Annotated in this window: 13 protein-coding genes and 1 tRNA gene; 7 read left to right on the top strand and 7 right to left on the bottom strand. The window is 69.6% G+C overall.

Going from position 1 to position 12,460, the window contains the following annotated elements:
* Window positions 1-205: 205 nt before the first annotated feature.
* Window positions 206-925, top strand: a complete 720-nt coding sequence (locus Q0C81_RS08415; protein WP_291836384.1) for a glutathione S-transferase N-terminal domain-containing protein — start codon at window positions 206-208, stop codon at window positions 923-925.
* A 212-nt stretch (window positions 926-1,137) separates the two neighbouring features.
* A complete protein-coding gene (locus Q0C81_RS08410) occupies window positions 1,138-1,437 on the top strand; it encodes a sel1 repeat family protein (RefSeq protein WP_291836381.1) in 300 nt (99 codons plus the stop codon).
* A gap of 68 nt (window positions 1,438-1,505) precedes the next feature.
* On the opposite strand, the gene Q0C81_RS08405 is transcribed toward Q0C81_RS08410, so the two are convergent.
* Complete coding sequence (locus tag Q0C81_RS08405) at window positions 1,506-1,883, bottom strand: four helix bundle protein (protein WP_291836379.1); 378 nt, start codon at window positions 1,881-1,883, stop codon at window positions 1,506-1,508.
* Between the two features lie 97 nt (window positions 1,884-1,980).
* Window positions 1,981-2,745 (bottom strand): polysaccharide biosynthesis/export family protein, encoded by a 765-nt coding sequence (locus Q0C81_RS08400; protein ID WP_291836375.1) that lies wholly within the window; start codon window positions 2,743-2,745, stop codon window positions 1,981-1,983.
* 122 nt (window positions 2,746-2,867) lie between these two features.
* Here Q0C81_RS08400 and Q0C81_RS08395 point away from each other — a divergent pair, with 122 nt between their 5' ends.
* Window positions 2,868-4,313, top strand: a complete 1,446-nt coding sequence (locus Q0C81_RS08395) for a chain-length determining protein (protein ID WP_291836373.1) — start codon at window positions 2,868-2,870, stop codon at window positions 4,311-4,313.
* Between the two features lie 54 nt (window positions 4,314-4,367).
* On the top strand, window positions 4,368-5,069 hold the full coding sequence (locus Q0C81_RS08390) for a hfsB (RefSeq protein WP_291836370.1): 702 nt from the start codon (window positions 4,368-4,370) through the stop codon (window positions 5,067-5,069).
* Here the strand turns inward: Q0C81_RS08390 and Q0C81_RS08385 are convergent.
* Genes Q0C81_RS08385 through Q0C81_RS08370 form a run of 4 tightly spaced genes read right to left on the bottom strand, consistent with a single transcriptional unit; the run spans window position 5,066 to window position 9,985 of the window.
* Window positions 5,066-6,004, bottom strand: coding sequence for a glycosyltransferase family 2 protein (locus Q0C81_RS08385; RefSeq protein WP_291836367.1), 939 nt, complete (start codon window positions 6,002-6,004; stop codon window positions 5,066-5,068). The genes Q0C81_RS08390 and Q0C81_RS08385 overlap by 4 nt on opposite strands.
* Window positions 6,004-6,966 carry a glycosyltransferase family 2 protein gene (locus tag Q0C81_RS08380; RefSeq protein ID WP_291836364.1) on the bottom strand — a complete coding sequence of 321 codons (963 nt, stop codon included), beginning with the start codon at window positions 6,964-6,966 and terminating at the stop codon, window positions 6,004-6,006. The genes Q0C81_RS08385 and Q0C81_RS08380 overlap by 1 nt, the downstream gene beginning before the upstream one ends.
* Window positions 6,963-8,411: a lipopolysaccharide biosynthesis protein gene (locus tag Q0C81_RS08375; protein WP_291836362.1), complete on the bottom strand. Its 1,449-nt coding sequence runs from the start codon at window positions 8,409-8,411 to the stop codon at window positions 6,963-6,965. Before Q0C81_RS08375 ends, Q0C81_RS08380 begins: the two co-directional genes overlap by 4 nt.
* 8 nt (window positions 8,412-8,419) lie before the next feature.
* Window positions 8,420-9,985 (bottom strand): exopolysaccharide biosynthesis polyprenyl glycosylphosphotransferase, encoded by a 1,566-nt coding sequence (locus Q0C81_RS08370; RefSeq protein ID WP_291836360.1) that lies wholly within the window; start codon window positions 9,983-9,985, stop codon window positions 8,420-8,422.
* Between the two features lie 119 nt (window positions 9,986-10,104).
* Between Q0C81_RS08370 and Q0C81_RS08365 the strand changes: the two genes are divergently transcribed.
* A tRNA-Ser gene (locus Q0C81_RS08365) sits at window positions 10,105-10,196 on the top strand.
* Window positions 10,197-10,240: 44 nt separating this feature from the next.
* On the opposite strand, the gene Q0C81_RS08360 is transcribed toward Q0C81_RS08365, so the two are convergent.
* Window positions 10,241-11,173: a LysR family transcriptional regulator gene (locus Q0C81_RS08360; RefSeq protein ID WP_291836357.1), complete on the bottom strand. Its 933-nt coding sequence runs from the start codon at window positions 11,171-11,173 to the stop codon at window positions 10,241-10,243.
* Between the two features lie 72 nt (window positions 11,174-11,245).
* Here Q0C81_RS08360 and Q0C81_RS08355 point away from each other — a divergent pair, with 72 nt between their 5' ends.
* Together Q0C81_RS08355 and Q0C81_RS08350 are read left to right on the top strand one after the other, a co-directional pair.
* Window positions 11,246-11,710 carry a DUF6640 family protein gene (locus Q0C81_RS08355; RefSeq protein ID WP_291836355.1) on the top strand — a complete coding sequence of 155 codons (465 nt, stop codon included), beginning with the start codon at window positions 11,246-11,248 and terminating at the stop codon, window positions 11,708-11,710.
* A 148-nt stretch (window positions 11,711-11,858) separates the two neighbouring features.
* A partial coding sequence (locus Q0C81_RS08350) for a DUF2306 domain-containing protein (protein WP_291836352.1) occupies window positions 11,859-12,460 on the top strand: 602 nt, incomplete at its 3' end.

The following is a 12,460-nucleotide window of genomic DNA, read 5'->3' as shown; positions in this document are numbered from 1 at the left end:
CGCCAGCGCCAGACCGATCACGGCGGCCTTGGTGAAACGGTTCATCCTTCTTCTCCCTGTCGGAGCGGGGCGGGGGCCCGTCCGTTAAGCATGGAGCGAGGTTCGTCCCGGGCCGATGAACTGCCGCTGAACATCGCTGTCAGCTTGCCGGTTGCGCGCGGGAGGGGCGGCGCCCACCTCGACCGTAACCGTCACAGGAGCCGTCATGACCCGCCCGATCGAACTCTGGTACTGGCCCACGCCGAACGGCTGGAAGGTGTCCATTGCGCTGGAGGAGATGGGGCTGCCCTACACGCTCAAGCCGGTGAACATCGGGACGGGCGAGCAGTTCGCGCCCGCCTTCCAGAAGATCAGCCCCAACGGCCGCATGCCCGCCATCGTCGATCCGGACGGCCCGGACGGCATGCCGCTGGCCATCTTCGAGTCCGGGGCCATCCTGCAGTACCTCGGCGCCAAGTCGGGCAAATTCTATCCGCACGACCTGCGCGGAAAGGCCGAGGTCGACCAGTGGCTGTTCTGGCAGGTCGGCGGACTGGGACCGATGGCGGGCCAGACGCATCACTTCCGCCAGTACGCGCCCGCGATCGTCCAGGACCAGCGCCAGATCGCCTACGGCGTGCGCCGCTACACCGACGAGACCCACCGCCTGTATGGCGTGCTGGACCGCCGGCTGGCGGACCGGGCCTACCTCGCGGGCGAGTACTCCATCGCCGACATGGCGGCCTGGCCGTGGATCCTGCCCGAGCTGCAGGGCCAGAACGTCGACGAGTTCCCGAACCTGAAGGCCTGGCTGGCGCGAGTGGGCGATCGGCCCGCGGTGCAGAAGGGCCGCGCGCTCGGCGAGGAGCTGCGCAGGAACCTGGCGGCGTCCGGAAAGGCGGCCGAGGACGCCCGCAAGGTGCTGTTCGGGCAGCGCGCGCGGTAACCCTTCGTAAGGATGCGAGTCACGTCTCGTTAGGGCCTCTGAATCAGAGATTATCGAGAGATTTCAGAGGTCTTTACGGGGCGCAGAAAGTTCGGCGGATTCGTCTGAAAAGGCGCTTCAGGTGCGCGTTGTTAACTCTGTATTCAAACCGCGGGTCTTTCACTCGGGTCACAGGACGAGGCCAGAACGGCCTGCGAACCGGAGACACGGTGATGAACGCGCAAGAAACGGCGCCTGAAATGGTCGAAGAGGCTCTGCCCCTGCCGACCGCCGACATGAACGGGGACGACCTGTTCCGGCTGGGCATGATGTATTCCACGGGCCAGAACGGCTGCCCGATGGACCGCGTCTCGGCTCACATGATCTTCAACCTCGCCGCCATGAAGGGCAGTGTCGAAGCGCGCGTCTATCGCCGCGAGATGAGCCAGGAAATGGAGCAGGAAGAGATCAGCGAAGCCCAGAAGGCCGCGCGCCGCTACATCGACGCCGGCGTGGTCAAGCTGGCTGCCTGATCGTGCTCGCTACGACTGACCACCGGGGTCGCTAGTGGTTAGTGGATAGTGATTAGTGGATGGCTGGGTCAGCCGTCCGTGCGCCTCTTCAGCGACGCGGACAGCGCGACCAGCATGCGGTTGATGTCCGATGAGGCGAGTAGCAGCGTCCGGGCGTCCGCTCTGCCCAAATAGGACAGCCTTTCAGCCAACAAGAGTTGGGTTTCCGCTTCCGCCAGCGATCCCTTGGCGATGCCAAGAAATTGCACGAGCTCTCCCGTGCTCTGTCTCGCGGAGCCTTCTGCGATATTGGAAGCTACCGAAACGGCGGCTCGTCGAACCTGGCTGATCAGCCCGAAGCGTTCGTCGCGTGGCCAATGTGCGGTCGCTTCATAGATTGCCTCGGCCCAATTCAGGGCCTGCTTCCACACTTCGAGGTCGCGGTAGCTTGCGATTCCTTGCGTCATGGGTGCGGAGGTTTGCGGCTGCGAACCACCAATCACTAACCACTAATCACTTCGCCGCACAACCTTTGAGGGTTTTCGCGCTGCCCTCAATCGGGCCCTAGAAGTTCTGGTACTGCCCGCCAATCGCGTAGGTGAACCCGATAGGCAGGGCGTTGCGGAACTGGGTCACCCAGTTGGCGACCTCGGCCAGTTCGGTGCGGGGCACATAGATGATGTCGCCGCGCCGCAGGGCCACGACCTCGCCGCGCCGGGGCCTCAGATCGACCGCCCGCAGCATGCGCACGCCGCCGCGGCCGCGACGGATCAGGGCGACCCGGTCCTGCTTGGCGCCGGGCAGGTAGTCGCCCGCCTGGATGATCGCCTGATAGGCGTCCAGGTCGCCGTTCATCTCGATCATGCCCGGGGTGCGGACCTCGCCGCCGACCCAGACCCGGATCGGACCCGCCGTCTTCAGCGTCACCTCGACCGTCGGACGGCGCAGCTGGCTGGCGTAGGCGGTCGAGGCGTCGGCCTCCAACTCGGCGATGGTGCGGTCCGCGGCCATCAGCTGGCCGACCAGCGGCAGGGAGATCCGGCCGTCCGGCCCGATCCGCTGGGTGCGGGTCAGTTCGACAGCGGTCGGCGTCGCGATCTCGATCTCGTCGCCCGGGTAGAGGACGTACTCCGGCTCGTCGTCCGACCAGTCGGAGAAGCCGATCTCCGGGAACGAGGTGCGGCTGACCCGCTCGACCCGACCGCCGGCGCCGGAAGAAGCGGGCAGGGGCAGGCGCGAATCGTCTCCGCCCGACATCCCGCCGCAGCCCGCCAGGGCGCCGCTCGCGCCGAGCAGGCCGAGAAGCATCAGGCGGCGGTCAATGGACATGGCGGAATCGCTCCCGAAAGCGGTGTTGGCGGCAAGGTGAGGGGTTATGGGTAACCCATGGTTAACGCGGGTAGGCGAAGTCTGAGGCTCACAGTCCCGTTTGATGGAATCAGTCCGCCCGAATGCGCACGACGGCCTACACGACAGTCCGGCCGCGCTACGGCTTCGCTGACATCGTCGGCCTGCTGTTCCGCGAACTGCTGCTGATGATCGTGATCTTCCTGGCCGTGTTCGCGCTGGGCACGGCGGCGGTGCTGACGCTCAAGAAGACCTATACGGCCACCTCGACGGTCTATGCGGGCGCGGGGCAGGAATATGTGTACCAGCCGCGCGTCGGCCTGAGCGACCGCACCGGCCAGCCGCTGGAAGCCTCCGCCGTGGCCCAGGCCGAGGCGCGGATCCTCGGCAGCCTGGAGGTCAAGCGACGCACCGTTGAAGTGCTGGGCGCCGACGCCATCCTGGGGCCGGACGCCAAGGGAACGCCGGCCCAGAAGGAAACCGCCGCGCTGAAGGCGCTGGACGGCGGACTGGGCGTCGGCACCACCCCGGCCAGCGCCATCATCTCGGTCTCCTATGAAGCGGGCGATCCCGATCGGGCCGCGCGGGTGCTGAACGCGGTGATCGACCAGTATCTGATCCAGCGCCGCGCCGTGTTCCGCGACCGCGCCAGTCCGGCCTTTACCGCCCAGCGCGAGGTCTTCGAGAACGAGCTGGGCGAGGCCGACAACGCCTATGAGGCCTTCCTGCAGTCCAACGACATCGGCGACTTCGCGACGGCCAAGGTCACCCTGGCGGCGACCTACCAGACCACCTTCGCCGAGACCCTGTCGGTCCGCGCCCAGCTGAACCAGGCCTCGCAGCGGCTGCGGACGCTGGAGGCCCAGCTGGCCCAGCAGCCCGCCGAGGTGGTGCTGCAGCAGGACCTGAACATCTCGGCCCAGGACCAGATCCTGACGCTGCGCACCGAGCGCGAGAACCTGCTGGCGCGCTACACCGAGGACGCCCAGCCGGTGCGCGACATCGACCAGCGCATCGCCCAGCTGCAGGCCTATGTGGCCACGGGTACGACGGTGGGGGCCAAGGAGGTCCGCACCGGCCCCAGCACCATCTTCACCGAGATCGAGACCGCCCGGATCAACGCCGCCGCTGACCGCGACGCCCTGGCCGCCCGCCTGTCGGTGCTGGAGGGTCAGCTGAACACCCTGCGCGAACGTCAGTCCCACCTGACCCAGCTGGAATCGACCAACTCGACCCTGGCCGGCAGCCGGGAAGTGCTGACCGCCAAGGTCCGCGAATTCCAGCAGCGGGAAACCGAGGCCCGCGCCGACAGCGCCCTGGTGGCCGCCGGCGCCGACAACGTCACCGTCATCGCCCGCGCCGAGGCCCCGACCAAGGGCAAGAGCCTGAAGGTTCCGCTGCTGGCCGCCGTCTTCCTGTTCGCCGGCTTCACCGCCCTGTGCGTCGGCCTGCTGCGGGTGTTCATGCGCCGGGGTTACGTCACCCCCGCGTCGACCGGCCGCACGCTGGACATGCCGGTTCTGGCCGTGGCCCCGGTGAAGGCCCGATGAGGCGGGCGGGAGCCGTGGTAGCGTTCAGGCTGAGGACAGGCGCGTAACGATTCGATGGTCGATCTGACGTCCGAAATGGCGGCTCTCTGGGCGGCGCTGGGTCCGGCGCCGGGCCATCGCGGCCGCGTGATCCAGATCGCCGCCGCCAACACCGGCGAGGGCGTCTCCACCGTCGCGCGCGAATACGCCCGCCTGGCCGCCGTCCGGGCCCGCCGTCCGGTCTGGCTGGTCGACGCCGACCTGGCCCAGCAGGCGCAGGTCGAGGCCATGGCCGCCGAACCCGACCGCTTCGGCCGCGCCGGCAAGGCCGCCATGGCCACGCCCGACGGCTCCATCTTCTTCGCCATCACCCCGCGCGTGACCGACCGCGAGGGCAAGCCGGTGCACCCCGCCCGACTGGTCACGGCGCGGCCCTTCCTGGGCGGGCGGCTGTGGGGCACGCGGTTCGCGGGTGAACACCTGCGATCGGGCCAGCGGGCCGAGGTGCTGGGCGACGCCCGCTATTGGGACGCCCTGCGCCGCCACGCCGACACCGTGGTGATCGATTCCCCCGCCGCCGACCGTAGCGACACGGCCATCACCCTGGCGCCCTTCGTCGCCGCGACGGTGCTGGTGGTGGCGGCGGGCAGCACCTCGGCGGGCGATCCGCTGATCCTGCGCGACGAGATCGAGGCCGTGGGCGGCAAGATTGCGGGCGTGGTGGTCAACCGCTCGACCTACAATCCGCCGGCCTTCCTGCGGCGCCTGACGGGCTAGGCCGTTCGGTCCAGGCGGGCGACCTCGGCGGTTCCGTAGAACTGGGGCTCGAAGCCCTTCATCCAGAACAGTTTGCCGATCCCGCGCGCCGTGCGGTCGTACATCTCGGCGCGCTTCGGGCTGGTGATCAGGGTCAGGGCCAGCGAGGCCCCGCCCCAGACGACGGTCTGCGCCGCGCCGATCACCATCCAGCGCAGGACGCCGGGCCAGTCGCGCGCGGCGGCGGCGGTCTGGCTGGGTCCCTGTCCATAGGCGAAGGCCCGGGTCAGGGCGTAGGTCAGGGTGGCGCGGTGAGCCGGGGCGAACTCCTCGACCCAGGCGTCGGCGGCCCAGCCGAACCGGCCGCCCCGGGCCGCCAGCGCCGCGAACAGCACGTCGTCCTCGCCGCCCGTATGGTCCGCCGAGGCGCTGAACGGCGCATCGCCGGGCAGGGCCGTGGTCCGCACCAGCAGGGAGTTGCCGCAGCCCCAAGGGTGGTCGATCAGACCGGTCGTCGCCGGACCCTCACGTCCAAAGAAGCGCTCCAGATACGGCTTCAGCCACTCTTGGGCCTCGGGCGCGCGGCCGGTGATGGGGCCGAAGACGGCGTCGGCGCCGGTCTGAACCTGCGCGGCCAGCAGGGCGGCCAGCCAGCCGGGCGAGGCGGCCTCGTCGTCGTCGAGGAAGGCGATCAGGGGCGCGTCGGTCGCGGCCAGCCCGGCGTTGCGGGCGCGGGCCACACCCGGCGTCGGCTCGGATACATAGACCAGCGCCCAGGGGCTCTGCGGCTTCAGGGCCTCGATCAGGGGCGCGGCGGAGGCGGTCGGATCGTTGTCGACCACCACGATGGCCGAGATTCGCCGTTCGACGCCGGTCTGGGCGAATAGGGACCGCAGGGCGCGCTCCAGGCTCTCGGGCCGGCGCAGGGTCGGGACGATGACGGCGACGTCGCCCATCACACCGCGTCCGCGTACAGGGCCGCGCGGTACAGGCGCAGGGAGAAGGCGCGGGCGGCGACCGGCAGGCGCTCCATCCCGGCGACCCGACGCATGAGGGCGCGCAGGCGGGGCAGGGCGGGCAGGGTCTTAAGCAGTTTCGCGGCCTTGTAGCTGGGATAGGCGGCGACGATCTCGGGATGGCGGGCGGCCATGCGGGCGAAATTCGGGGCCGACTGCTCATACTTGCCCGCCAGCGCCTGGACGGTGTCCAGGCCCATATGGGTGGCCGGGTTGTCCAGGTGAACGACGCGGAAGCGGCGCGACACGCGCATGGCCCACTCCACATCCTCCCAGCCCCAGCCGGTGAAGCCCGGGTCGAAGGCCTCGGCCTCGAACACGTCGCGGCGGACCAGCAGGTTGGAGGTGTAGACGTATTTCTCAGGCTGCTTCGCCCGCTCGGTATAGGGCACGCATTCGGACTTGGCGGCCATGGCCCGGTGGACCTGGAATTTCGCGTCGGTCGGGGCCTGCAGCAGGGAGAAGCCGCCGAAGGCGACGGCCGGATCCTCGCGCGAGACCAGATCGGCCCAGTCGCGCAGGAAGCGGCGATGGTCGGGCCGCATGTCGCTATCGAGGAACAGCAGGCTGCCGCCGCGCGCCGCCGAAGCCAGCCGGTTGCGTCCGATGGCGCGGCCCTCGTTGGCGGGCAGGGTGATCAGCCGCGCCGGCAGGGCCATGGCCTTCACCTGCGCCACCAGCCGGGCGGTCAGGTCGGCGTCGGCGGTGCCGTCGTCCAGCACGACGATCTCGACGGCCCCGTCGACCGAGGCGGCCTCCTCGTCGAGCAGTTGCAGCAGCTCGGACGGATCGTCGCGCAGGAAGGGGATCAGCACCGAGACCGCCGGTCGGGCGGCCTTGCGCGCGGCGTTGTCGGTGATCTTCGCCTTGGAGGCGGAGGCCTTGGGGGCGGGAGACGTCATGCGGCGACCTTTCCGGCGCGGCGGCGCGCGACAAGGCGCAGGGCCACATCGCGGACCCCGGCGGCGTTGATGGTCAGGGCGACGGCGGCGTAGACGACCGCGCCGACCGTGGCGTCCAGCGCCAGCTCGAACACGCCGCCGATGGGGGGCAGGACCGAGACGGCGGCGGCCATGACGGCGGCGGCGACGCCGCAGCGGACCAGCGCCTCCCACGGCACCGGCAGCGGCAGGACCCGGCGGCCCAGGGCCATGGTGGCCAGCAGGCCCAGGCCGAAGCTGGCCGCGGTGGCCCACGCCGCGCCCATGACGCCGAAGCGGGGCACGAGGATCAGGTTGAGAAGGACATTGGCCCCCGCCGGAATGGCCATGGCCATCAGCAGGTGCTTGGTCTTGCGGCCCAGGGTGAAGGCCTGGCCGAAATAGTAGGCCGTCAGGCCGTACAGCAGGGCCGACAGGGCGATCCACGGGGTGATCGAGGCCGCGGCGGCGCGCAGGTCCTGACCGATCAGCACCTCGGCCAGCGGGCGGGCGACCAGGGCCACCCCGGCGGCGGCGGGAAGGCCGACCAGCAGGAAGGTGGACAGCTGTTCGCGGGCGGCGACCTTCAGCCGGTCGGCCCCGCCGCGCTCCAGCGCCATGACCAGCGCGGGCTGACCCGCCGAACCGAGCCACAGGAACAGGACGTCGAGGGTGCGGTTCGCGATCGAATAGCCGGCGTGATAGGCGCCCACCGCCGCCTCGTCCATGAAGGCGGCCAGCAGGAAGCGGTCGGTCGAGGACAGCACCACCGTCAGCGCCAGCGACATGGCGATGGGGTAGCCGTACAGCGCGTAGTTCCGCATCCGCTCGGGCTCGAACCGGCCGCCGCGCGCTTCCTTCAGCTCGCCCGGCAGGACGAAGGGCAGGGCCAGCAGGGGTGCGAGACCGAGGCCCAGAAGGGGCGCCGCGCCGCCCGCGCCCGCCAGGGCGAAGCCGACGCCTATGACCAGCCCGCCGATGGACACCGCCATGTCGAAGCCGGCGGCCTTGCGCACCTCTCCGGCGGCGCGGAACCGCTCCTGGCCCAGCTTCATCAGGCAGCGGGCGGGGGCGCCGGCCAGGCCGACGGCCAGGGCGGTCTTGAACAGCAGGTCCGTCGGCCACAGCCACAGGCCCACGCCGATGACCACCAGGAATACGACGCTCAGCCCAAAGGCGGTGCGGTACAGGCTGGCGAAATGGCCCTGCAGCGAGGCCCCGCTCTCGGCGGCCCAGAACCGCGCCATCGAGGCTTCCAGCCAGCTGAACACGGCCACATGGGCCAGCGTCATGACCGAGAAGGCCAGGGCGTAGCGCCCGAAGTCCTCGGGGCTGAGCAGACGGGTGAAGAGGACGATGGTCAGGAAGCCGACCACGCCCTGCACGATATTGGCCGGCAGGTAGCCCCAGACGCCTTTCCAGAACATCTAGCGGCTCACCGGATCGCCGAACGGTCGCCCAGCAGGACGGGAATGGTGACGGCCATGATCCACAGATCCATCCACAGGCTCTGGCGCTCGACATAGTCGATATCGAGCTGCACCCGGCGGCGCACGTCCTGGGCGGTGTGCAGCGGACCGCGCGAGCCGTTGACGGCGGCCCAGCCGGTCATGCCGGGCTTGATGCGGTGGCGGTGGGCGTATTCGGCCACGAGGCGGGCCGACTCGACGTGGCCGGTCTTCATGCCGATGGCGTGGGGCCGCGGCCCGACCAGCGACATCTCGCCGGTGATCACGTTCACCAGCTGCGGCAGTTCATCCAGGCTGGTCTTGCGGATGAATTTCCCGACCTTGGTGACCCGGTCGTCGTCATGGGTGACCTGACGGCTGGCGGTGGCGTCGGCCGTCTCCTGCCGCATGGAGCGGAATTTCCAGACCACGATCTCTTCCTGATTGAAGCCGTGGCGGCGCTGGCGGAACAGGATCGGGCCGGGGCTGTCCAGACGGACGGCCACCGCGATCAGGGCCATGACCGGGGCCAGGGGGATGAAGGCGATCAGGCCGACGATCAGGTCCTGCAGGCGCTTGTTGAAGGCGCGGCGGTCGGCGTCGACCGAGCCCTGGATATCGGCCAGGGGCGCCGCGGCGAGGCGGTCCAGCGCCGAGGTCATCTCCTGCGCGCCGTTCGGCTCGACCAGCAGGGTGACCTCATTGGGCAGGGCGCCCAGCCGGGCTGTCAGCTCGCGCACCCGCGCCTCGGCCTTGGGATCGATGGCCAGCACCACGCGATCGACATAGGGTGTCATCTTGTGGGTCAGCAGGTCGTCGGCGGCGCCAAGCACCGGCACGCCCTCGATGGCCCGGGGGCTGCGCGCCAGCCGGTCGTCGAAGATGCCCAGCACGTTCAGGTCGCGGCGCTTCAGCGCCTCGCGGATCAGGTCCTCGGCGTGACGGGTGGCGCCGACCAGCACGATGTTCGGGGTCAGGGCGCCCGTGGCGCGCCAGCGCGAGACCAGCCCGCTCCACACCATGTGCAGCGCGATCAGGACCGCGAAGGTCAGCCCGGCCCAGACGGCCCAGGCGGTCCACTGGGCGCCGGCGCCCGGGCGCAGCAGGGCGCCCGAGGCGAAGGCGACGGCGGCGCCGACCGCGCAGACCGCGGCGACCGACAGCAGGTGGGCGGCGGTCTTCTGGCCCCGTGAGAACCGGTAGCGGCCCAGCGAACGCAGCAGGGCCAGGATGGTCCCGGCGCCCAGGGCGAACGGGGCGATGCGCGAGACCTCGGCATGCACCAGCACGCCGGGCGAGGCGGCCCAGGCGCACAGCAGGGTGATGCCGACCACGGCCAGCACGTCGAAGGCGCGGAAATAGTGGGCGGCCAGGCGGGAGGCGTGCCGCTGGCGCGCGTTCAGCCAGACCTCTGGCCGGAACGGACCGCGCCGGGCGGTGCCGGCGTCCTCGACCGGAGTCGGCGCTGTCGCCCGCGTCGCAGACGGCCGTGCGGCCCGCGCGCGCGGCGACGGGGCGTCAGGGCTGGAGAGGCGGCTCGCGGCGTCGGTCATCATGCTCGGACGAAGAGTTCTCGCGCATCATGCACAACCCGACTGACTGTCCCGTTAACGCTCGCGTGCGTCTGACCCGTTGCGCCGTCCGAAATGCTCGGCTAAGCACGCCGCCTGCCGGAGACGTGGCCGAGTGGCTGAAGGCAACGGTTTGCTAAATCGTCGTACCCTGTAAGGGGTACCGAGGGTTCGAATCCCTCCGTCTCCGCCAGAACCTTCCCGCTTTCATTGAATTGCTGCGCATGGCGCCGCCCCCTAGCCGAGGCGGCCGGGCGCTTGTGATTGGAGAGCCATGGCCAGTCTGACGGCAAGCTGATCGAACACGGTGCGCACTTTCAAACTCGTGCGAAGATCGCGGTGGGTGACGAGCCAGACAGGGAAGGTGAGCGGGGGAAGGTCCGGCAGCAGGCGTTGCACCGTGGGATCGGATTCGCCGACACGAAGGGTCATGATCCCGACGCCTGCTCCGGCCCTGACCATGGCCCACTGAGCCAGATGGGAATCAGAGACGATCCGCATGTTCTGCTCCGAGACCGGAAAGCCGAGGTCGCGCAGGCCCTTCAGAAGCCAGTTCTGGCCCGGGTAGCCGATCATATCGACGCCCTCCATATCCGCCGGCGTGACGGGCGTGGGGTGGCGGGAAAGCCAGTCGGCCGAGGCGAAGAAACCCCCCTCATCCGACCCGAGCCGCTTCACGATCAAATCCGGATGCTCCGTAGGATAGCTGCGTACGGCGATGTCGGCTTCGCGACGCCTCAGGTCCGTTCGATCATTGGCGACCACGATCTCGATCGTCAGGCCGGGATGCCGCTTCGTAATGTCGGCCACGACATCGGGTAACAGGGTGGTGGCGTAGACATCGCTGGCCGCGACCGCCACCGAACCCTGGAGGGTTTGTGTGCGACCGTCGGCCGCCAGGCTCGTGCGCGCGGCGGCCTCGCCCATGCCCCGGACATGATCCAGCAGCTCGAGGCCGGCGTGGGTCAGGACAAGGCCCCGGCCGGCGCGCTCGAACAGCACGACGCCGAGGGTCTGTTGCAGGGCCTCGACCTGTCGGCTCAGGGTGGGCTGACTGAGTTCCAGGGCGACGGCGGCGCGCGAAAGCGAGCCGAGCTCGGCCGTCGCGAGGAACGCCCGCGCGTAGTTCCAGTCAAAGCGCAGGGATCGCCAATCGATACGTTCTTGCATAGGTCCAATTCACGCACGGCGCTGGTGAAAGCAAGCGGGACGAGGGCATCGTCAGGGCAGGGAGCCGCAACCATGTCGATCTTCGCGCGCATGTCTCACCCGACGCACGGGGCCGCCGCACGGCGCAGGCGGAGTTGGCGCTCCGGGGCTGTGACGCTGTCGGCGATTGTTCTGGTCGTGCTGATCCCCGTGCTGGAGGTGAACGACACCCACCTCTTCAGTCCCGACTGGCCCGCCCACGCCCGGTTCCATGAGGCCTGGCAACTGCTGACGAACGCGGGCCTGGCGGCGGCGGCCCTATGGCTGGCCCTGGCGCGCGGACGCGAGCGCCTGGCGGCGGGGCTCGTCCTTATTGTCGTGGGGTCTCTAATCCTCGCCTGTGCCTTCGGAGGTTTGTACGGCGGCGCCATCACACGCCCGGGGGGTGACGACCTTCAGCCGCTCGGATTGAGCTTGCCCGTGCTGATCATGTCGGCGCTGGCGGTGGCGTTGCTGGCGGCGGTCTGGCCTGGGAAGCGTGAACCCATTCATTTGTGAATGGCTGTATTCCGTTTCGGGGCGGTTTCGCCGGCGTCGTGACACGCTAGAGCTCAACTCCGCCCGCCGCGACCGGGGCCGCCGCCGGGTCGCCCTGCGCGCGGCGGCAGGTCGGGCGCCGCCGAGCAACATCAGACTGAGTATGAACATGATCGACAACCGAGATCAGACCGCGGGCGAAGGCCTTTCCGCCGCGACCCGGTCTGAGCGGGGACCGCATCGCGCGCCGCTTGCCGACAAGGCGCTGACGGCCTCCACGATCTTCTGGTTCGTCGTCGCGGCGGCGGGGCAGGCGTTCTTCGCGATCTACATCGCCCTGTTCTATGGCGGCACGTCGCTTCGAGGGGACGTCCAGGCCTGGAACGAGGTCGTCCCGGGCCGCGTGGTCGCCGGTGATGGGGTCGGCTTTCTCGCCATGGCGGCCCATGTCGCGCTGGCGTTCGTCGTCACCGCCGCCGGTCCGCTGCAACTGATCCCCGCCCTTCGGGCGCGCCTGCCGGGGCTCCATCGCTGGACCGGGCGGGTCTATGTGAGTCTGGCGTTCGTCATCAGCCTGGGCGGTCTCTACCTGATCTGGGGGTATCGCGACGCGGACGATACCCTCCTGGGGTCGTCGCCCCTGACGCTGAACGCCATTCTGATCATGGTTTTCGCCTGGATGACGTTGAAGAACGCCATGGCGCGCCGGATCGACATTCACCGCCGCTGGGCGTTGCGGCTGTTCCTCGCCATGAGCGGCGTCTGGTTTCT

Origin of the sequence: Brevundimonas sp., assembly GCF_023259385.1 — a bacterium.
Taxonomy (GTDB): domain Bacteria; phylum Pseudomonadota; class Alphaproteobacteria; order Caulobacterales; family Caulobacteraceae; genus Brevundimonas.
Note: the sequence above shows the minus strand (reverse complement) of the source record. Positions and strands in the feature narration are given on the sequence as shown.

What these genes read in the sequence shown, in the direction of transcription:
- Q0C81_RS08375 (WP_291836362.1), bottom strand. Translation starts at nt 8,411, where the DNA reads ATGTTCTGGAAAGGCGTCTGGGGCTACCTGCCGGCCAATATCGTGCAG.
- Q0C81_RS08360 (WP_291836357.1), bottom strand. Translation starts at nt 11,173, where the DNA reads ATGCAAGAACGTATCGATTGGCGATCCCTGCGCTTTGACTGGAACTAC.
- Q0C81_RS08380 (WP_291836364.1), bottom strand. Translation starts at nt 6,966, where the DNA reads ATGACGTCTCCCGCCCCCAAGGCCTCCGCCTCCAAGGCGAAGATCACC.
- Q0C81_RS08415 (WP_291836384.1), top strand. Translation starts at nt 206, where the DNA reads ATGACCCGCCCGATCGAACTCTGGTACTGGCCCACGCCGAACGGCTGG.
- Q0C81_RS08410 (WP_291836381.1), top strand. Translation starts at nt 1,138, where the DNA reads ATGAACGCGCAAGAAACGGCGCCTGAAATGGTCGAAGAGGCTCTGCCC.
- Q0C81_RS08390 (WP_291836370.1), top strand. Translation starts at nt 4,368, where the DNA reads ATGGTCGATCTGACGTCCGAAATGGCGGCTCTCTGGGCGGCGCTGGGT.
- Q0C81_RS08355 (WP_291836355.1), top strand. Translation starts at nt 11,246, where the DNA reads ATGTCGATCTTCGCGCGCATGTCTCACCCGACGCACGGGGCCGCCGCA.
- Q0C81_RS08405 (WP_291836379.1), bottom strand. Translation starts at nt 1,883, where the DNA reads ATGACGCAAGGAATCGCAAGCTACCGCGACCTCGAAGTGTGGAAGCAG.
- Q0C81_RS08400 (WP_291836375.1), bottom strand. Translation starts at nt 2,745, where the DNA reads ATGTCCATTGACCGCCGCCTGATGCTTCTCGGCCTGCTCGGCGCGAGC.
- Q0C81_RS08395 (WP_291836373.1), top strand. Translation starts at nt 2,868, where the DNA reads ATGCGCACGACGGCCTACACGACAGTCCGGCCGCGCTACGGCTTCGCT.
- Q0C81_RS08370 (WP_291836360.1), bottom strand. Translation starts at nt 9,985, where the DNA reads ATGACCGACGCCGCGAGCCGCCTCTCCAGCCCTGACGCCCCGTCGCCG.
- Q0C81_RS08385 (WP_291836367.1), bottom strand. Translation starts at nt 6,004, where the DNA reads ATGGGCGACGTCGCCGTCATCGTCCCGACCCTGCGCCGGCCCGAGAGC.